We start from the raw sequence: 21,012 nt of genomic DNA on the forward strand, positions 1-21,012 counted from the left end.
AGATAAGAGAGTTTCATGCAAGCAATTACTGACACTAAACATCTGACGGTTCAAACTCTGCCTTCTATTCTTGTCTTGACAGGGGAGGATGTAGGTCAATTTGAATGGTTAAAAAAAGACATTTTAAAAAAAATAGGCTATGATCCTTCAGATTTGAATTATTCTTATTTTGATATGAAAGAAGCCTCTTATGCTGAAGTCGAGCTGGATTTGGTCAGTCTTCCCTTTTTTGCAGATGAAAAAATCGTGATTTTGGATCACTTATTGGATCTGACCACTGCTAAGAAACGCAATTTAACCGATGAAGATCTGAAGCAATTTGAAAACTATCTGGAAAATCCTTCTGAATCGACCCGTTTGGTGATTTTTGCAGAAGGAAAATTAGATAGTAAGCGTCGCTTGGTCAAACTCCTAAAACGGGATGCCCAAATCATTGAAGCAACAACACCTAAAGAGCAAGATTTAAAGCGTTATTTTTCTAGTCAGGCCCAAGAATTGGGCTTACAGTTTGTAGGCGATTCCTTGGACCAGCTACTTTTAAAATCTGGCTATGATTTTGGAGAGTCACAGAAGAATCTCGCTCTATTGCAGGCTTATAAAGAAGATGGTCAGATTACCCTCGAAGAGATCGAGGAGGTTGTTCCAAAGTCCTTGCAAGATAATATTTTTGATCTGACACAAATGATTCTCAAATGCCAAATCGATCAAGCCCGGAATTTGGTTAAGGATCTCCGCTTACAAGGAGAAGATGAGATAAAATTGATCGCTATTTTGTTGAGTCAATTCCGAATGTTTTCTCAAGTTAAAATTTTCTCAGAAGAAGGCCAATCCGAAAGCCAAATTGTAGCGAGCTTGTCGGACTTGTCAGGGCGCAAGGTCAATCCTTATCAGGTGAAGTTTGCCTTACGGGATAGCCGCAGGCTTTCCCTGTCCTTTTTGAAGCAGGCCATGATGACCTTCATCGAGACGGACTATGCGATTAAAAGTGGAACATATGAAAAAGACTACTTATTTGATTTGGCCCTGTTGAAAGTAGCAAATAGCGTCTAACGATGAATGAAATCGCAGGCAGATTAGTTGAATAATTTAGCTGTTTGCGTTATCATCAAGTCAGTAATAAAGAAAAGAGGACCATAAAATGGCTATCATTTTACCAGAATTACCATATGCTTATGATGCATTGGAACCTTATATCGATGAAGAAACCATGCATTTGCACCATGATAAACACCATCAAACATATGTAAACAATGTGAATGCAGCTCTTGAAAAACATCCTGAAATTGGAGAAGACCTTGAAAGCTTGTTAGCTGATGTTGAATCCATTCCAGCTGACATTCGCCAAGCTGTGATCAACAATGGTGGTGGTCATTTGAACCACGCTCTTTTCTGGGAATTGATGACTCCAGAACAAACAGCTCCTTCAGCAGAACTTGTCAGACGATTGATGCCACATTTGGTTCATTTGAAGACTTCAAAGACCTTCACAGCAAGCAGAACGACACGTTTTGGTTCTGGTTGGGCATGGTTGGTTGTCAACAAAGAAGGCAAACTCGAAGTGACTTCAACAGCAAACCAAGATACACCAATCTCTGAAGGTAAAACACCAATCCTTGGTTTGGATGTTTGGGAACATGCCTACTACGTGAAATACCGTAACGTACGTCCTGACTACATCAAAGCTTTCTTCTCAGTGATCAACTGGAATAAAGTTAATGAATTGTTTGCAGTAGCAAAATAATAAAATGAAGGAATCTATTAGAGCGAGTATTGGCTCTTATAGATTTTTTTGTTTACATCCGAAAAATCGGAGTATAATTTCTTGCGTTTGGACAGGAAAATGATACACTAGTAGGAGTGTGTCTTACTTGTTAGAAGCCTGGTTTGAAGGGCCTAGGCAAGGAAAAGATAAACCTTAAAATGAAAACTGAAACATTCAGGGAGAAATGAAATGACTAGTATTACCATTACCAAAGGAACAGTTGAGACGCCTATCTATTTGCGGATGTTGAATCGTCATGGCTTAATTGCAGGAGCTACTGGGACAGGAAAAACGGTTACTCTCAAGGTTCTAACAGAAAAATTAAGCAAAGAGGGCATTCCGGTCTTTCTAGCCGATATCAAGGGAGATTTATCTGGTTTAGCAAAAGCCGGGCAATGGACACCAAAACTGGAAGAACGCTACAAGCTTCTTGGTATCACAGATCCGTTTGAGCCACAAGCCTTCCCAGTTCGATTGTGGGATGTCTTTGGCCAAGCTGGTCATCCTGTTCGGGCGACGGTCGAAGGGATGGGCTCATTGCTTCTTTCTCGTTTGCTTGATTTGAATGAAACCCAATCAGGAATTCTCGCAATTGTCTTTAAAGTGGCCCAAGAGAAAGACTGGCCCTTGATTGATTTGAAGGACCTGCAAAGCCTTTTAAAGGAAGTTTATGAACACAGCTCAGACTATTCGGCCCAATATGGCAATATCACCAAACAATCTGTCGGAGCGATCCAAAGAAGTCTCTTGGTTCTTGAAGAAGAAGGAGCAGACCAGTTTTTCGGAGAGCCAGCACTTGATTTAAATGACTTCATGCAACTCGATGCATCTGGTCGTGGTTATATCAATATTCTTTCGGCTACAAAACTCTTTCATTCACCGAAATTGTACTCAACCTTTTTGATTTGGATGCTGTCTCGTCTCTTTGAAACACTTCCAGAGGTTGGGGATCCTGAAAAGCCAAAACTGGTCTTCTTCTTTGATGAAGCTCATCTCCTATTTAAGGATGCAAGCAAGCTCTTTCTTGAGAAGGTCGAGCAGGTCGTGCGCCTGATTCGTTCTAAGGGGGTAGGGATTTACTTTATTACTCAAAATCCTCAAGATCTTCCAGAATCTGTTTTGGCACAACTTGGGAACCGCGTTCAACATGCACTTCGAGCTTATACACCAAAAGAAATGAAGGCCATCAAGGTAGCTGCCCAAAGTTTTCGTCCGAATCCAGACTTTGATACAGAAACAGTGATCACAGAATTAGGGACAGGGGAAGCTTTGGTTTCTTTCCTGAATGAAAAGGGACAGCCTAGTGTGGTTGAGCGTGCTTATATTCTCTCTCCTCAATCGAGTTTTGAACTCTTAAATGAGAGTGAACAATTGGCCTTGATTACAACATCGCCTTTTCATCAAAAGTATGCGACGACGATTGATCGAGAATCTGCCTATGAAAAATTAGCAGCTAAAGCAATCAAGGAAGCACAAGAAAAAGAGCAAAAAGAAGCAGAAAAGGAAGAGGTTGCAGATAATGACTCAAAAACGTAGTCCAGGTCGTCCAAGAAAATCTAGTCTTGAAAAGGCAAAAGATTCCTTCTTGAGTTCCTTATTCCGGACGATTGCGCGTGAGATCGCTAAGCTAATTATGGGCTCCTTTAAACGGAAATAACAGTCTAGAGGTAGCGTAAAAAGGTATTTAAGGAGAAATCGTTTTCCTCGCCTGATATGCCTTGTTATTTTTTGTAGAATCTTTTATAATAAAACTTATATGAAAAACTATTTGAAGCTACGCTCGATCATGATTGCGATCAGTATTCTATTGTGCATAGCGGGAACGGGCACACTGGGCTACTTGCATGTTACGCAACCAACAGCATCAGCAATCGACAAAAAAGCAAAGAAAACAAAAGAAGCAAAAGAACAAGATATCGAAAAGTCTACCCCTGAGACAAAAAAGCCACGTATCAAATCTCCTGAAGCCAAGCAAGCGGTGCTAGATGCTGACAGGGAGACAATGAATGAGTATGGCTTAGTCTATGATTATGCTAATAAAGGTTTGGTAGAGGTTGTTCAGGATTTCCTAGCAGAAAGTGAAATTGATCCATCACAAGTTGCCTTCACTTATCGCAATGCCATTACAGGAGAGCAATTTGCCATGAATGATCTCCAACCAATGACTGGAGGAAGCACCTATAAGCTACCATTAAACATGTTGGTGGTGGATGAGGTCGCAAAAGGCAAACTCAATTTAACAGACCGGTTTGACATTACCAATACCTACTATGAATATGTAGGGGAGCATGACAATTACGTTGCTGCCTTCGATGGTGCCATGTCTATTCCTGATATGCAACGCTATTCATTGGTTTACTCTGAAAATACCCCTGCCTATGCCTTAGCAGATCGTTTAGGGGGAATGGAGCAAGCGCGCAAGTTATTCAGTCGCTATGGTCAATCCCGTTCACCAGAGGTTAAAACCTTTAGCGAAGATAATAAAACGACAACGGATTATTACATCCATGTCTTGGAATATCTTTGGAATCATCAAGAAAAATATGCAGATTTACTAGAACTGATCGGGGAGTCTTTCCCAGGCGAATACTATAAGAAATTCTTGCCAGATTTGGTGATTCAACAAAAACCAGGGTATGTTGCTGAAGCACTTAATGTGGAAGCCATTGTCCATGAATCGACTCCTTATTTGGTTGCCATCTATACTGCAGGACTTGGAGGAACGACTCCAGAAAGTTCTGAAATCAGTGGTGTTGGTCTTTATCAATTGGGTCAATTGGCTTATGTTATTAATGAATGGCATCGCGTCAATATGAATGAATAATCGACAGAAGGTCTGAGTTATACTCAGGCCTTTTTTTCTAACAAAGTGTCATGACAATTACTTGGTGTTTCGAATTACTTTTCTGTTCAATAGAGACTTCTTTCCCTTTTCTATAAAAAGTATGTTATACTACTAATAGTAATAAGAGGAAGTATAGACATGATTACAAAGGAAGATTACCAGTTGCTTCGCTCGCATCCAGCCTTTTCTGCGCTACCAGTGGAGCTATTTGATAAATTAGCTGTTGAAATTCATGCCAGGGATATCCCTAAGGGACAAATTTTATTTTATGCAGGAGATAAGCGGGAGCGCATTTTTCTTCTGGCAAAAGGCTTTGCTCGTATTGAGCAATTTGATTCGTCTGACCAATTCTCCTATATGGATTATATAAAGAGGGGGGCTTTGTTCCCTTATGGTGGGATGTTCCAGGATGAGCGTTACCACTATACTGCTAGTGCGGTGACGGATTTGCGTTGTTTCGTGATCCCCGTTAATCTCTATGAATTATATGCCCAAGAGAGTAAGGAGCAGTTGCTCTTTATTATGAGAAAGCTCTCTTCCATCCTAGAATTTCAAGAGTTGCGCTTGCGCAATGTCGTGACAGCTAGTGCTAGTGAGCGCGTGATTCAATCCTTAGCCATTCTGTGCAAGGACTATGAAAGTCTAGGAAATCAACTTCCATTTCCAATTAGTATGAAGGAAATGGCTAAACTAGCAGCCACAACTCGAGAAACCGTCAATCAAGTTTTAAAGAAACTCATCGATTCTCATAAGGTCCAGTATGAGAGAAAACAACTAACTTTTCTAGATACAGCCTACTTTTTAAAGAGTTTTGAAGAGATCAACTAATTTGTTGATCTTTTTTATTTTTTTACAAAAAAATATATATTCATAAAAATAATATAAAAGGCAAAATATGCAAAGAAAACGCTTCATATTAACTAAAAAATAGGAAAGATTCAAAAAAATGCCAAATTCTTTGCATTCAAAAAGCAGAATCCTTTGTGAAAGCGGTACCAATTGGTGATAAAATAAAACCTGTAAACGGGATTAGGTAAACTAAGCCGCAAGAAGAAGGAGGACTATAGATGTCTACACACCCAATTCATGTTTTCTCAGAAATTGGAAAACTGAAAAAAGTTTGTTTGCACCGTCCAGGTAAAGAGTTGGAAAACTTGATGCCTGACTATCTTGAACGTCTTCTTTTTGATGATATTCCATTCTTGGAAGATGCTCAAAAAGAACACGACGCATTTGCTGAAGCACTTCGTAACGAAGGAATCGAAGTACTTTATCTTGAACAGTTGGCTGCTGAGTCATTGACTTCTCCAGAAATTCGCGATCAGTTCATCGAAGAATACCTTGAAGAAGCGAACATTCGTGGACGCCAAACAAAAATTGCGATCCGTGAATTGCTTCACAGCATTGAAGACAACCAAGAATTGGTTGAAAAAACAATGGAAGGGGTTCAAAAAGCTGAACTTCCAGAAATTCCTGAAGAAGCAAAAGGATTGACAGACCTTGTTGAATCTGACTATCCATTTGCTATCGACCCAATGACAAACTTGTACTTCACACGTGACCCATTTGCAACAATTGGTAATGCAGTATCATTGAACCACATGTACGCAGATACACGTAACCGTGAAACTTTGTATGGTAAATACATCTTCAAATACCACCCAGTTTACGGTGGAAAAGTTGAACTTGTCTACAACCGTGAAGAAGATACTCGTATCGAAGGTGGAGATGAGTTGGTACTTTCTAAAGATGTATTGGCAGTTGGTATCTCACAACGTACTGATGCTGCATCAATCGAAAAATTGTTGGTAAACATCTTCAAGAAGAACGTTGGCTTCAAGAAAGTATTGGCCTTCGAATTTGCGAACAACCGTAAATTCATGCACTTGGATACAGTATTCACAATGGTGGACTACGATAAATTCACAATCCACCCAGAAATCCAAGGTAACCTTCGCGTCTTCTCTGTAACTTATGAAAACGAACAATTGAAGATCGTTGAAGAAAAAGGTGATTTGGCTGAATTGCTTGCTGAAAACCTTGGTGTTGAAAAAGTTACATTGATTCCATGTGGAGGTGGCAACGTCGTTGCTGCTGCACGTGAACAATGGAACGACGGATCAAATACTCTTACAATCGCACCAGGTGTGGTAGTAGTATACGACCGTAACACTGTTACCAACAAGAAATTAGAAGAATACGGACTTCGTTTGATTAAGATCCGCGGAAGTGAATTGGTTCGCGGTCGTGGTGGACCTCGTTGTATGTCAATGCCATTCGAACGTGAAGAAATCTAATCATCCTTCTATAGGTTAGACGGGCTCAGTGTCTAAACTGAGCCCTCTAAACTGGTTGACAGGATCCAATCAAGCATAATAAAAGGAGATAATTAATGACAACTTCAGTATTCCAAGGACGTAGCTTTTTAGCAGAAAAAGACTTTACACGTGCAGAGTTAGAATACCTTATCGGACTTTCAGCTCACTTGAAAGACCTTAAAAAACGCAACATTGACCACCGCTACCTAGCTGGTAAAAACATTGCGCTTTTGTTTGAAAAAACTTCAACTCGTACTCGTCTTGCCTTCACAACAGCAACTATCGACCTTGGTGCTCACCCAGAATACCTAGGTGCAAACGACATCCAACTTGGTAAAAAAGAATCTACAGAAGATACTGCTAAAGTTCTTGGACGTATGTTTGACGGTATTGAATTCCGTGGTTTCAGCCAACGTATGGTTGAAGAATTGGCTGAATTCTCAGGTGTTCCAGTATGGAATGGTTTGACTGACGAATGGCACCCAACTCAAATGCTTGCAGACTACTTGACAGTTCAAGAAAACTTTGGACGTTTGGAAGGTTTGACACTTGTATACTGTGGTGATGGACGTAACAACGTTGCGAACAGCCTTCTTGTAACAGGTGCTATCCTTGGAGTGAACGTACACATCTTCTCACCAAAAGAACTCTTCCCAGAAAAAGAAATCGTTGAATTGGCAGAAGGATTTGCAAAAGAAAGTGGCGCTCATATCTTAATCACTGAAGATGCTGACGAAGCTGTGAAAGGTGCAGATGTACTTTACACTGACGTTTGGGTATCAATGGGTGAAGAAGACAAATTTGCAGAACGTGTTGCCCTTTTGAAACCTTACCAAGTAAATATGGATTTGATTAAGAAAGCTGATAATGAAGACTTGATCTTCTTGCACTGCTTGCCAGCCTTCCACGATACAAATACTGTTTACGGTAAAGATGTAGCTGAAAAATTCGGCGTAGAAGAAATGGAAGTTACTGACGAAGTGTTCCGTAGCAAATATGCTCGTCACTTTGACCAAGCTGAAAACCGTATGCACACCATCAAAGCGGTTATGGCAGCTACTCTTGGTAACTTGTACATTCCAAAAGTTTAAGACTTTATAACCGTATACCAACAGCTATAGGGGCTGGACTGCTAGCTTTAGTCCTGCCCCTATTTTTTATAGAAAGGGAAAACTTATGTCAAGAAAAATCGTTGTTGCTTTGGGAGGAAATGCTATTCTCTCATCTGATCCTTCTGCTCAAGCTCAACAAGAAGCGCTTGTAGAAACAGCAAAACACTTAGTCAAATTAATCAAAAATGGGGATGACTTGATCATCACTCACGGAAATGGTCCTCAAGTAGGGAACCTCTTGCTCCAACACTTGGCAGCAAACTCTGAAAAGAACCCTGCTTTCCCACTTGATTCATTAGTTGCTATGACCGAAGGAAGCATTGGCTACTGGCTTCAAAATGCTCTTCAAAATGCTCTTCTTGAAGAAGGAATCGAAAAAGACGTGGCTTCTGTTGTGACACAAGTCGTTGTTGATAAGAACGACCCAGCTTTTGTCAACCTCAGCAAACCAATTGGTCCATTCTACTCAGAAGAAGAAGCAAAAGCAGAAGCTGAAAAATCAGGAGCAACTTTCAAAGAAGATGCTGGTCGTGGCTGGCGTAAAGTTGTGGCTTCACCAAAACCAGTGGATATCAAAGAAATCAATACCATTCGCACTTTGTTGAACGACGGTCAAGTCGTTGTAGCTGCCGGTGGTGGTGGTATCCCAGTTGTGAAAGAAGCAGATGGTAGTTTATCTGGTGTTGAAGCTGTCATCGATAAAGACTTTGCATCTCAACGTTTGGCTGAATTAGTAGAAGCAGACCTCTTCATCGTCTTGACTGGTGTCGATTATGTCTTTGTGAACTACAACAAACCAGATCAAGCAAAATTGGAACATGTTAATGTGGCTCAATTGGAAGAATATATCAAACAAGACCAATTTGCACCAGGAAGCATGCTTCCTAAGGTAGAAGCTGCCATTGCCTTCGTCAATGGTCGCCCGGAAGGAAAAGCAGTTATTACATCCCTTGAAAACCTTGGAGCTTTGATTGAGTCTGAAAGTGGAACAATCATCCAAAAAGACTAATGAAAAATTAGGAAAAAACTAGTATTTTAAAGCTTATTGTGATAGAATAAGTCTATAGGTAAGCGTTTTACAAGAGACTCTTGTAAAACATCACTCACACTTTGTTGCGTTAGGAGGAAGACAAATGAGTGAAAAAACGAAAAAAGGATTTAAGATGCCTTCATCTTTTTCCGTATTGTTAATTATCATTGCCATTATGGCAGTGTTAACTTGGATCATTCCAGCTGGTCAATACAAGGTTGATAAAGCTGGTGCCATCATCGCAGGTAGTTATGAATCTGTGAAACAAAATCCTCAAGGGATTTGGGATGTCTTGATGGCTCCGATCAATGCCATGCTTGGTAAAGCACCAACTAGTGCAGCGATTGACGTAGCCTTCTTCATCTTGATGGTCGGTGGTTTCCTTGGAGTTGTGAACGAAACAGGTACCCTTGATGTAGGGATTGCTTCTATCGTTCGTAAATACAAAGGCCGCGAAAAAATGTTGATCTTGATCTTGATGCCATTGTTTGCCCTTGGTGGGACAACTTATGGTATGGGTGAAGAAACCATGGCCTTCTATCCACTTCTTGTACCTGTTATGATGTCCGTTGGTTTTGACAGCTTAACAGGGGTAGCCATTATCCTTTTAGGATCACAAATCGGATGTTTGGCGTCAACATTGAACCCATTTGCAACAGTTATCGCTTCTGACACTGCAGGTATCTCAAGTGCCTCAGGTCTCTTGCTCCGTGTAATCTTCTGGATTGTCTTGACAGCCCTTAGCACATACTATGTATATCGTTATGCAGATAAGGTTCAAAAAGACCCAACCAAATCTCTCACCTATGCAACTCGTGAAGAAGATTTGAAACACTTCAACGTTGATAGTGGCGAAGAAATTCCTTCACAAATGAACAAGAAACAAAAACGTGTCTTGCTCGTCTTCATTTCAACATTCGTTATCATGGTTGCTGGATTTATCCCATTCAAAGATTTGGGTATTACATTCTTTGAAAACTTTAACGAATCTCTCCATAAAGTTCCAGTGCTTGGTCAATTGATCGGTAACACAGATGCTCTTGGTACATGGTACTTCCCTCAAACAGCTATGCTCTTTGCCTTTATGGGAATCCTTGTTGGTATCATTTATGGCTTGAAAGAAGATAAAATCATTTCATCCTTCATGAATGGTGCAGCTGACCTCTTGAGTGTTGCTCTTATCGTAGCGGTAGCACGTGGTATCCAAGTCATCATGAACGACGGTATGATCACTGCGACAATTCTTCACTGGGGTGAAGAAGGACTTAAAGGTCTTTCATCTCAATTGTTCATTGTCTTGACTTACATTTTCTACTTGCCAATGTCATTCTTGATCCCATCATCGTCTGGTCTTGCCAGCGCAACAATGGGTATCATGGCACCTCTTGGTAAATTCGTCAATGTACCAGGTAGCTTGATTGTCACAGCTTACCAATCTGCATCTGGTGTCTTGAACTTAATCGCACCAACTTCAGGTATCGTAATGGGGGCTCTTGCTCTTGGACGTATTGACTTGAGTGCATGGTGGAAATTCATGGGTAAATTGGTCGTAGCGATTGTTGTGATCACCATTGCCCTTCTTCTACTAGGAACAATGGTTCCATTCTTGCAATAGCATAAAGTAGGTGTTTCATGAAAAATAGAATAAAGGACGATGTAAAAGAGCAGTTTTTAAACTCGCTCCAAACCATCATTTCTTACCCTTCTGTATTAAATGAATGGGAAAATGGAACACCGTTTGGACAAGCTATCCAAGATGTCCTAGAAAAAACCTTAGAGCTTGCTCGAGAATTAGGTTTTCAAACATATATAGATCCTGAAGGATACTATGGATATGCAGAGATCGGTCAGGGGGAAGAACTCCTGGCCGTTCTTTGTCACTTGGATGTTGTTCCAGCCGGTGATTTACAAGATTGGCAAACGCCACCTTTTGAAGCGACTGTTATAGGTGACTATCTAGTAGGTCGCGGTGTGCAGGATGACAAGGGGCCGTCCCTCGCTGCCCTTTATGCAGTTAAGAGTTTGCTGGATGATGGTATCCAGTTTACCAAACGAATCCGCTTTATCTTTGGAACGGATGAAGAAACCTTGTGGCGCTGTATGAATCGCTACAACCAAATCGAAGAGCAAGCAAATCTTGGATTTGCACCGGATTCCTCTTTCCCATTAACCTATGCTGAAAAAGGCTTATTACAAGTGAAATTGCATGGTCCAGGTTGGGACGATCTTCCCTTACAGGCTGGTCAGGCCCTCAATGTTGTTCCAGACAAGGCAACTTATGCTGGTCATCGTTTGGAAGAGTTGCTTCCTGTTTTGGATCAAAGTGGGGTTCAGTATAGCCAAACAGAAGATTCTGTAACAGTTTTGGGTGTTTCCAAGCACTCTAAAGATGCAGCTGAAGGAGTGAATGCCATTGTCGGTTTAGCGGAAAGTTTATCCCTCATCCAACCCCACCCAGCCTTGCTCTTTATCGCAGATGCTGTTGGTGAGGATGCAACGGGAGAAGCTCTATTTGGCAGAATTACAGATGAACCAAGTGGCGATCTTTCCTTCAATCTTGCGACCCTTGTCATCGATCAAGAACAATCGGAAATCGGGATTGATATCCGGATCCCCGTCTTAGCAGACAAGGATGCCTTAGTAGCTCGTTTGCGAGAAATTGCAGCTAGTTATCAGTTGTCATATGAAGAGTTTGATTATTTGGCTCCTTTATATGTTCCTTTGGATAGTCCTTTAGTCAGCTCTTTGATGGCAGTCTATCAGGAAGAAACTGGTGATAAGACGCCAGCCATGTCTTCTGGTGGTGCGACATTTGCGCGGACCATGGAAAATTGTGTCGCTTTTGGGGCTCTTTTCCCAGGTGCAGAACAGACCGAGCACCAAGCCAATGAACGAGCAAAAATTGACGATCTCTATGCTGCGATGGAAATCTATCGAGAAGCCATTCAACGCTTAGCTACAACATAAAAAGTTTGGAAACTTGGTTTCCAAACTTTTTATTTACTAAAGAAGAAGGGTGGGGTGAATTCTTTTAATTTTTCGAAACAATCCAAAGCTCCTTGATTGTCTTCGCAGATAACCAAACAGACATCGTCTCCACAGATGGTGGCTACAATTTCTTGGAGTTCCAATGCATCTAAGATAGCTCCAAAGGATTGGGCAAGACCTGGAAGAGTTTTTACAACGACCTGGTTTTGAACGGGCCGCAACATGACTAAGGCATCTTCCATATACATCCGCAGTCGCTTTTCCCAACGGGAAGGAGCGATGGTGTTCATGGCATAGTAGGAACTATCCCCCTCGTTAATTTTTACTAGATTCAAGGATTTGACATCCCGTGAAAGGGTGGACTGGGTAACGAGAACGCCATTGGCCTCTAAGGCTTCTTGAAGTTCTTGTTGGGTATGAATCCTACGCTCAGAAATAATAGAGCGGATCAAGCGGTGGCGGCTTTCAATTTTATTCATGAGTGACTCCTTTACTTGATGAACATAGCATCCCCAAAACTGAAGAACCGGTAGCGTTCCTGAATAGCATGGTGGTATGCTTCGAGGGTTAATTCACGGCCAGCAAAGGCAGAAACCAACATGACCAGAGTTGATTTTGGAAGGTGGAAGTTGGTTGAAAAGGCATCGACGACTTTCCATTCATAACCTGGTTTGATAAAAATATTGGTCCAACCTGAATCGGCCTGGATGTCTCCATCAAATTTGTTACCAATCGTTTCAAGGGTCCGAATAGAAGTCGTTCCGACGGCTACGATACGTTTCCCTGCAGCTTTTACCTGACGAAGGGTAGCAGCAGCCTCTTCAGAAAGTTGGTAAAATTCAGAGTGCATCTCATGGTCTTCAAGATTGTCCACAGATACTGGACGGAAGGTTCCTAGGCCTACATGAAGGGTCAAATAGACCAGGTGAACCCCTTTTGCTTCAATCTTTTGGAGCAATTCTTGGGTGAAATGAAGACCTGCCGTTGGAGCTGCAGCAGAACCATTTTCTTTGGCGTAAACAGTTTGGTAGCGCTCGCGGTCAGCAAGCTTTTCATGAATATAGGGAGGAAGTGGCATTTCGCCAAGGCTTTCTAAAACTTCTAAGAAGATCCCTTGATAGTGGAAGCGAACGATACGACCTCCGTGCTCCAATTCTTCCTCAACGGTTGCGGTCAAACGACCATCTCCGAAGCTGATTGTGGCACCTACCTTTAAGCGTTTTGCAGGTTTTGCCAAGACTTCCCAACAGTCGTCTTGGGTATTTTTAAGGAGAAGGAATTCGATGTGACCACCTGTTTCTGGTTTGACTCCATGAAGACGGGCAGGGAGAACGCGCGTATTGTTCATAACAAGAGCATCTCCTGGCTCCAATTCATCCAAAATGGCATCAAAATGACGGTCTTGGAATTGCCCCGTTTTTCGATCGAGGATCAAGAGTTTAGAGGCATCTCGTTTTTCAAGAGGAGTTTGGGCAATCAGTTCTTCAGGTAAATCAAAGTCAAAGTCGTTGGTATTCATTTGTGCTCCTTTTATAATAAATTTGTGAGTAGATAGATGGTAGTCCCGATAGCTAAGAGCATCAGGCAAGTTCCCATCAAAAGGATCAGGACCTTGAGAATCTTTCTTTGATGAATCAAGAAAGATAAGAGAAAGACAAGGAGTCCGATCAAAAAAATGATGAATAATAGTGATACAATCATACCTTTCATTATATCACGAATCGACTTGAAAATGAAAAAAATGCCAGAAAAAGATAGCGGTTTCACTTGACAAAAATTGGTCTATACCATATAATAAAAGCATAGAGAAATAGGAGGACTATCCAATGAAAATTATTGAAGTAAAGGACCAAATTGAGGGTGGAAAAGTTGCCTTTGATATATTGAAAGAAACATTACAGAAAGGTGCTCAAACCTTAGGTCTTGCGACTGGAAGCAGTCCCCTTGAGTTTTATAAACAAATTCGTGAAAGTGATTTGGATCTGTCTAACCTAATTAGTGTTAACTTAGATGAATACGTAGGGTTGACGGGAGATGATCCTCAATCTTATCGTTATTTCATGGAGAAGAATCTCTTTGATGCCAAACCATTCAAAGAAAGTTTTCTCCCATCAGGTGTAGAAGAATCTGCCGATCAGGAAGTCATCCGCTATAACAAAATACTCGAAGACCATCCAGTGGACCTCCAAATCTTAGGTATTGGGCGCAATGGACATATCGGTTTTAATGAGCCAGGAACATCCTTTGACAGTCAGACCCACTTAGTTCAGTTGGATGACTCTACGATTGAAGCCAATTCTCGTTTCTTTGATAAGATCGAAGATGTACCAACTCAAGCCATTTCGATGGGGATTGCCAATATCTTAGCTGCGAAATCAATTGTTTTGTTTGCTTATGGGGAATCAAAAGCCCAAGCGATCAAAGGTACGGTAGAAGGTGAAAGGACAGAAAAAGTGCCAGCTAGTGCCCTTCAAGGACATCCAAATGTGACCATTATTGCGGATAAGGAAGCCTTGAGCTTGTTAAGTCGATAAAAAAAAGGACCTATCGCCGATTTATTCGGGTCAGATAGGTTTTTTTCTGCTTTAAAGTATGGTACAATACAAGTAATTATCTGCTGGGATTAGCTCTTTTCATCTACTGGGAGACAAGAGGAAAGGGCATGAGGGCTAGAAGCTTGTTTTAGCTCCCAGCTGAATAGTCTGTTATAAAGGAAAAGTTTATGATAAAAAAATATTTGATCCATATTTGCCTCCTTCTGAGTCTCTTGTGTCAGCCAATTCTAGCGAGTGCGGATGAATTGGTGGATATGGCGCAAAAGATGTATCCAAATGACAATGTCCAAGCCATTAACCGCCCGCATTCTTCGCTCATTATTGACGGAAATACGGGAAATGTTCTTTGGAAAGACAATATCGATGAACCCAGAGATCCTGCAAGCATGAGTAAGCTCATGACGCTCTATCTCTTGTTTGAAGATATGGCAAGTGGCAAGATCGGTAAGGATACAGTGATCAAGGCGACCGCTTCAGACCAAGCAATCGGAAAGATCTATGAGATCTCCAACAATAATATTGTTGCTGGGGTAGACTATACAATTCCGGAGTTGATTACCATGACAGTGGTTCCATCCTCAAATGTGTCGACCCTCATGTTGGCTAATCTCATGTCCAACAATGATCCAGATGCCTTTATCGAGCGCATGAATGCCAAGGCTAAGGAATTAGGGATGACCAATACGGTCTGGAATAACCCGAGTGGGGCAGCCATCTCCACCTTGCAAGGCTACTATCCGGTAAACAATTATCCAAATGACGCTGCTAACCAGACAACTGCGCGTGATTTAGGAATTCTGGTCTATCATTTTATCAATCAATACCCAGATATTTTAAACTATACCAATCAAGCACAAGTTACGGTCAAAAAAGGGACTCCGTATGAGGAAACCTTTGATACCTACAATTATTCATTGCCAGGAGCCAAGTATGCTTTGAAAGGTGTGGATGGTTTAAAAACTGGATCAAGTCCTCGTGGAGCCTTCAACTATATCGCGACCATCAAACGGGGCAATCAGCGCTTAATTGCTGTCATTATGGGCGTAGGAGATTGGGCAGATCAAGATGGGGAATACTACCGTCACCCGTTTGGAAATGCTTTGATCGAAAAAGCCTATAAAGATTTTGGCTATAAAAAATTGTTGGATGCAGGTGTCCAGAAGATCGACGGCAAGACCTATAGACTCGAAAAACCCTTCTATGCAACGGTCAAAAAAGGTGCTAAAGAACCGACCCTTGCGGTAAAAGATGGGTATTTGACAGTGGATAACGATCTCTATACTTTGTCTGAAGGAATCCGAGATGACATGAAGGTGGAAGAAGGAGCCAAACCAGAACTTGTCAAAGAAACGGCAAGTGGGAAAAAGACAACGTCTAAGCACAGTAAATGGCTTTCGCTGGATCACTTCCTGATTTTAATTCCGATTCTCATTCTTGTCATCATTCTCTCGATTGAAAAACAAAGTCGAGATCGACGCAAAAGAGACGCCCAAAAGCGATATAATATAGATTAAGAATAAAACCTAACTGAATGTCGGTTGGGTTTTGTCATTGTTCCATTATGATACTTTTAGAAAGGATGTAAATGAAAAAATTCCGAAATTCTTATGCGGCTTATATGCTGCTCTATAGTTTTTATTTTATGTCCACTTCCCTCTTTACGACCCTCATTTCCGTCTATTTGATGGGAAAGCACTATAGTGCAACCCAAGTGTCGACCTTGGTATCGGTTGCCTTTTTCTTATCTATGGTAGCACAACCCTTCTTTGGGTATATCAATGAACGATTTGGGATCGTAAAAATGACGACCCTCAGTCTGAGTGTGATCATTGGTGGTGTCTTCGGTTTTCTTTGGGCACCTAATCTCTTTTGGTTGACAGTTTTTTATGGGATTGTTCTAGTCTGTTTGAATGGGACAGCTCCCATGATGGAAGTTTTTGCAACGCAAAGTCCATACGCTTTTGGGAAGATTCGCGTTTGGGGAACCATTGGCTATTCGGTCGGTGTCCAAATAGCCGGCTGGGTCTATCATCAGTTTAGCCCCCAAGCTGTCTATTATACAGTTTTGATCACCATTGTACTCAGCATTTTCTGTCTAAGTGCCGTTCGGATGAAGACAAGAGAGAAAAAAGAAGAAAAGGTTAAAGAGCCGGTTTCTATTCGCCCCCTTCTTCACAATGTGCCTTACCTCTTCTTTATCATTTTGATTGGCTTGGCTTCAGGTGTTGGAAATATTGGTCATACCTATATTCCTGAGTTGCTGATGGATAGTGGTTTACCAGTTCATATTGCCTCAACAGTTGTGGCTATCTCGGTCGTAGTGGAAGCTCCCTTGATTTTTTTCTCTGATCGATTCATGGACCACTGGCCTTTACGGGTTTTGATCGCTCTTCCAATCGGGATTCTTTTCGCTCAATATGCTGTCTATGCTCTTCCAAGTCCTGTCTTCTTAAAAGTGCTAATGACTCTCTTAGCTAAGCACACGACAGGGATGGTTTTAATTATGGTTTCCTTACGGTTTATCGCCCAACAGGTGAATGGCAAAGACTTGGTTCTTGCCATGGCCATTGTCCAAGGAGCTCGTTATTTAGGAACCATTCTCTTACAACCCCTCATGACCCTCTGTATTGAAAAAGGTGGTTATCAAGTCATGAGTTTCTTTTTAGCAGGTGTTGTAGGGCTCGTCTTTTTGCTGAGCTTTGCCTTAAAAATGCCCCAAGGAAAGGCCCACGGTCTTTTTGGTGGAAAAGTAGACTAATGAAATTGTTACAATTGTATGACTAATAATCCAGGAGTTGGACAGAAATACTGATTTCAAAGTATTTTGTCCAACTTTTTTGTTATTATCAAGAACTAGTGATTAATTTGATAATCAAAGTATTCGATGGTAGAATCAGGTAAAATAAATATAAAGGAGACCATTTTATGAAAAAAATGATCTTATCGACAGTCGCTCTTTTAACGATTGTTTCACTAGTCGCTTGTTCAAACAAACAAGACACAAAGAAGGACACTTCAAATAGTCAATCAACTACTAAAGTGACGAGCAAATCTGCCACTACTTCAAAAAGTAAGGATACTTCAACAGATTTAGAAGATACATCCACTTCCAGTCTTCTAACAGATGATGAAATCAGTAAAGCAAAAACAGTCGGAGACTTCAAAAAGTTATTTGCAAAAGTAATGGACCAATCTGTTTCTCATACTGAAGAAGCAGGTGCTTCTGTAACAGCTTCTGCAAAAGAGCAATACGATGCAACTATTAGCGCCTTGAAGAAAAAATTAGAAAGCCAAAAAGAAATCTTTTATGAAGGCTTGGACAGCATCGGTTTAAACGGCGATGTCGTTCCTAAAGAAGACCGTGAAGCTCTGATCGAAATATTGAAAGATGCTCGAGACGAGTTGGAAAGTACTCGTAAAGAATTGAAAGATATGCAGAAAGAATTGGGTAAATCTCCTGTTGCAGATGACGACAGTGATGATTCAAATTCAGATTCTGAAGAATAAGATGAAGAAAAGGTTGGAAATTTCCAGCCTTTTTCTTATTTTTTTCGAATGATATAGATGAGGAGGTAGGACTATGTTTATTGCCATGGATAACAATCAAAAGCGGTGGAACTGCATGGAAGAGATCCCAGCTGTGACAGAAGGTCCCTTCTATTGCCTAGCATGTCACAGTCCAGTGCGTCTTAAAAATGGCACGGTTCTGCGGGCTCATTTTGCCCATGTAGAGTTACAGCATTGTCCCTATCATCACGAAGATGAGAGTTTTGAACACCTGGAATTAAAAGCCAGCCTTTATAACTGGGCCTCAAAGGAGTCTAGAACAGAAGTAGAAAGTTATTTAGCAGATTTTCAACAAATTGCGGATCTTTTAATAGTGGACAAGAACTTAGCCTTGGAAGTGCAGTGTAGCTCCCTATCTTTAGGACGTTTGAAGGAGAGAAGCGATGCTTATCGATCTAACGGTTATCAGGTCTATTGGTTACTCGGTAAAAAGTTGTGGCTTAAGAAAAGACTAACCAAGCTACAAGCAGGTTTTCTTTATTTTAGTCAGAATCGGGGGTTTCATCTTTGGGAATTGGATCTGACAAAGAAAGAGCTACGTTTGCAATACCTCATCCATGAGGATTTACGAGGGCGATTGCATTATCAAACAGAAATTTTCCCTTTTGGCCAAAGGTCTTTACTAGAAGTCTTACGGACCCCTTATCTTTCACAACCCATGCAGCATATGGTAGTTGAGCTCGATCGTACATTTTTAACTTATATACAGCAGCAGCTCTTTTATCGTCACCCAAAGTGGATGAGGCTTCAGGAAGAACTCTATTTGCAGGGACACCATCTGCTAGAACTAGGCTTGGATTTCTTTTATCCTCTTTGTCGTCCGATCCTTTCACAGAACTTGTTTCAAATTGAAGAGAATGTAAAAGATTACTACCAGCAATTTATGACCTATTATCAGTCGCAAGGGATCCAACCCGTTCAGATCCTTTATCCTCCACGTTTTTATGATCAGCATAAAAGCTAACTTTCTAAGATAGAAATCCTCCCGAAATGTTCATTTTTATGCTAAAATAGTACCATTGGAGGATTAATCGAAATGGTAAAACAACGTAATGAAATTGATGAACAATACCAATGGGATTTGTCGACAATTTTTGCGACAGATCAAGCATGGGAAGAAGAAGCGACCAGCTTAGCTGCAGATATTAAAGCAACTACCCACTATGCTGGCCATTTGTTGGATTCAGCGCAAACGCTGTTGGATACAACCAATGCTTATTTGGAATTGAGCCGTCGTTTGGAAAAGGTCTACGTCTATGCTCATATGAAAAATGACCAAGACACACGAGTGGCTAAATACCAAGAGTACCAATCAAAAGGGATGTCTCTTTATAGCTTATTGGGTGAAACCTTTGCCTTCTATGAGCCTGAATTCATGGCCATTACGGATGAGCAATACAAAGCCTTTGTGAGTGAGGTTCCAGCCTTAGAACAATATGGTCATTATTTTGATCGTTTGCTAGAGAAAAAAGAACATGTCTTGTCTCAAAAAGAAGAGGAATTACTTGCAGGAGCTGGTGAGATCTTTGCGGCTGGTGGCGAAACCTTTGAAATCTTGGACAATGCGGATATTGTTTTCCCAACTGTACATGATGACAAGGGCGAAGAAGTTCAATTAACACATGGAAACTATATTTCTTTGGTAGAATCAAAAGATCGTTCCGTTCGTAAAGAAGCTTACGAAGGTCTCTACAAGGTCTATGAACAGTACCAACATACCTATGCTAAAACCTTGCAAACCAATGTAAAAGTTCACAACTTTAATGCCAAAGTTCGCAAATTCTCTTCTGCCCGTGAAGCTTTCTGAAAACTTTGTACCAGAAAGTGTTTATGATAGCTTGGTAGCAGCTGTGAACAAACATTTGCCACTCTTGCAACGCTATGTGCAATTGCGTTCAAAAATTTTAGGAATCTCAGACTTGAAGATGTACGATATGTATACGCCATTATCCGATACAGACTACAAGTTTACCTACGAAGAATCATTGGCCAAAGCAGAAGAAGTCTTGGCTGTTTTGGGTGAGGACTATCTTTCTCGTGTAAAACGTGCTTTTAGCGAACGATGGATCGATGTGCATGTCAACCAAGGGAAACGCTCAGGTGCCTATTCAGGTGGTTCTTATGATACCAATGCCTTCATGTTGTTGAACTGGCAAGATACATTGGATAATCTCTTCACCTTGGTGCATGAAACTGGTCACAGTATGCATTCTAGCTATACCCGTGAAACCCAGCCTTATGTCTATGGGGACTATTCAATTTTCCTTGCTGAAATCGCCTCTACAACTAATGAAAATATCCTGACCGAACGTCTGTTAGAAGAAGTAGAAGACGATGCAACTCGCTTTGCTATTTTGAATCACTTCTTGGATGGCTTCCGTGGAACGGTCTTCCGTCAAACGCAGTTTGCTGAATTTGAGCATGCTATCCATAAAGCAGATCAAGAAGGTACTGTTTTGACTAGTGAGTTCTTGAACAACCTTTATGCAGAGCTCAATGAAAAATACTATGGTCTTTCAAAAGAAGATAACCCTGAGATCCAATATGAATGGGCTCGGATTCCTCACTTCTACTATAACTACTATGTTTTCCAATACTCAACAGGTTTTGCAGCAGCTTCAGCCTTAGCTGAAAAAATTGTTCATGGAACCCAGGAAGATCGCGACAAATATATTGACTACTTGAAGGCTGGAAACTCTGATTATCCGCTTAACGTTATCCGCAAAGCAGGTGTGGATATGGAAAAAGAAGACTACTTGGACGCAGCCTTTGCGGTCTTCGAACGTCGTTTGAATGAATTTGAAGCCCTAGTAGAAAAATTAGGACTCGCATAAG

16 protein-coding genes and 3 pseudogenes are annotated in these 21,012 nt (G+C 41.1%); 16 read left to right on the forward strand and 3 right to left on the reverse strand.

Annotated elements, in window-relative coordinates; translation table 11 throughout:
- Positions 1-15 precede the first annotated feature (15 nt).
- The 10 genes and pseudogenes from holA (at position 16) to AB4X21_RS04140 (ending at position 12,034) form a co-directional block, all read left to right on the forward strand.
- Positions 16-1,050, forward strand: coding sequence for a DNA polymerase III subunit delta (gene holA / locus AB4X21_RS04095; RefSeq protein ID WP_369088232.1), 1,035 nt, complete (start codon positions 16-18; stop codon positions 1,048-1,050).
- An 88-nt stretch (positions 1,051-1,138) separates the two neighbouring features.
- A pseudogene (locus AB4X21_RS04100) lies at positions 1,139-1,741 on the forward strand (superoxide dismutase).
- 210 nt (positions 1,742-1,951) lie between these two features.
- A pseudogene (locus AB4X21_RS04105) lies at positions 1,952-3,419 on the forward strand (helicase HerA-like domain-containing protein).
- A gap of 99 nt (positions 3,420-3,518) precedes the next feature.
- Positions 3,519-4,586, forward strand: coding sequence for a serine hydrolase (locus tag AB4X21_RS04110; RefSeq protein ID WP_369088233.1), 1,068 nt, complete (start codon positions 3,519-3,521; stop codon positions 4,584-4,586).
- A gap of 159 nt (positions 4,587-4,745) precedes the next feature.
- Positions 4,746-5,435 (forward strand): Crp/Fnr family transcriptional regulator, encoded by a 690-nt coding sequence (locus AB4X21_RS04115; RefSeq protein ID WP_270298734.1) that lies wholly within the window; start codon positions 4,746-4,748, stop codon positions 5,433-5,435.
- Positions 5,436-5,674: 239 nt separating this feature from the next.
- Complete coding sequence (gene arcA, locus AB4X21_RS04120) at positions 5,675-6,904, forward strand: arginine deiminase (RefSeq protein ID WP_003006347.1); 1,230 nt, start codon at positions 5,675-5,677, stop codon at positions 6,902-6,904.
- Positions 6,905-6,999: 95 nt separating this feature from the next.
- The gene (gene argF / locus AB4X21_RS04125) at positions 7,000-8,016 is read left to right on the forward strand and encodes an ornithine carbamoyltransferase (protein WP_369088234.1); all 1,017 of its coding nucleotides are present in this window, start codon (positions 7,000-7,002) and stop codon (positions 8,014-8,016) included.
- Between the two features lie 85 nt (positions 8,017-8,101).
- Positions 8,102-9,046 carry a carbamate kinase gene (arcC, locus tag AB4X21_RS04130; protein WP_003011576.1) on the forward strand — a complete coding sequence of 315 codons (945 nt, stop codon included), beginning with the start codon at positions 8,102-8,104 and terminating at the stop codon, positions 9,044-9,046.
- 124 nt (positions 9,047-9,170) lie between these two features.
- Entirely contained in the window at positions 9,171-10,682 is a 1,512-nt protein-coding gene (locus tag AB4X21_RS04135; RefSeq protein ID WP_003012149.1) for a YfcC family protein, read from the forward strand.
- 17 nt (positions 10,683-10,699) lie between these two features.
- Positions 10,700-12,034 (forward strand): dipeptidase, encoded by a 1,335-nt coding sequence (locus tag AB4X21_RS04140; protein WP_369088235.1) that lies wholly within the window; start codon positions 10,700-10,702, stop codon positions 12,032-12,034.
- A gap of 29 nt (positions 12,035-12,063) precedes the next feature.
- Here AB4X21_RS04140 and AB4X21_RS04145 read toward each other — a convergent pair whose 3' ends face one another.
- Genes AB4X21_RS04145 through AB4X21_RS04155 form a run of 3 tightly spaced genes read right to left on the reverse strand, consistent with a single transcriptional unit; the run spans position 12,064 to position 13,756 of the window.
- Positions 12,064-12,534, reverse strand: a complete 471-nt coding sequence (locus tag AB4X21_RS04145) for an arginine repressor (protein ID WP_003006364.1) — start codon at positions 12,532-12,534, stop codon at positions 12,064-12,066.
- Between the two features lie 11 nt (positions 12,535-12,545).
- Positions 12,546-13,574: a tRNA preQ1(34) S-adenosylmethionine ribosyltransferase-isomerase QueA gene (queA, locus tag AB4X21_RS04150; protein WP_369088236.1), complete on the reverse strand. Its 1,029-nt coding sequence runs from the start codon at positions 13,572-13,574 to the stop codon at positions 12,546-12,548.
- Positions 13,575-13,585: 11 nt separating this feature from the next.
- The gene (locus AB4X21_RS04155) at positions 13,586-13,756 is read right to left on the reverse strand and encodes an NADH-quinone oxidoreductase subunit K (RefSeq protein WP_369088237.1); all 171 of its coding nucleotides are present in this window, start codon (positions 13,754-13,756) and stop codon (positions 13,586-13,588) included.
- Between the two features lie 125 nt (positions 13,757-13,881).
- Here AB4X21_RS04155 and AB4X21_RS04160 point away from each other — a divergent pair, with 125 nt between their 5' ends.
- The 6 genes and pseudogenes from AB4X21_RS04160 (at position 13,882) to pepF (ending at position 21,011) form a co-directional block, all read left to right on the forward strand.
- The gene (locus tag AB4X21_RS04160) at positions 13,882-14,589 is read left to right on the forward strand and encodes a glucosamine-6-phosphate deaminase (RefSeq protein ID WP_151378885.1); all 708 of its coding nucleotides are present in this window, start codon (positions 13,882-13,884) and stop codon (positions 14,587-14,589) included.
- A 188-nt stretch (positions 14,590-14,777) separates the two neighbouring features.
- Complete coding sequence (locus AB4X21_RS04165; protein ID WP_155171524.1) at positions 14,778-16,124, forward strand: DUF1958 domain-containing protein; 1,347 nt, start codon at positions 14,778-14,780, stop codon at positions 16,122-16,124.
- Between the two features lie 71 nt (positions 16,125-16,195).
- Complete coding sequence (locus tag AB4X21_RS04170) at positions 16,196-17,368, forward strand: MFS transporter (protein WP_369088238.1); 1,173 nt, start codon at positions 16,196-16,198, stop codon at positions 17,366-17,368.
- A 167-nt stretch (positions 17,369-17,535) separates the two neighbouring features.
- A complete protein-coding gene (locus AB4X21_RS04175) occupies positions 17,536-18,117 on the forward strand; it encodes a hypothetical protein (protein WP_369088239.1) in 582 nt (193 codons plus the stop codon).
- 73 nt (positions 18,118-18,190) lie between these two features.
- Positions 18,191-19,141, forward strand: coding sequence for a competence protein CoiA (locus tag AB4X21_RS04180; RefSeq protein WP_151378881.1), 951 nt, complete (start codon positions 18,191-18,193; stop codon positions 19,139-19,141).
- 72 nt (positions 19,142-19,213) lie between these two features.
- Positions 19,214-21,011 (forward strand): annotated as a pseudogene (pepF, locus tag AB4X21_RS04185) (oligoendopeptidase F).
- Position 21,012: the final 1 nt, after the last annotated feature.

Source organism: Streptococcus sp. CP1998 (assembly GCF_041026655.1).
GTDB classification, from domain to species: Bacteria; Bacillota; Bacilli; order Lactobacillales; family Streptococcaceae; genus Streptococcus; species Streptococcus dentalis.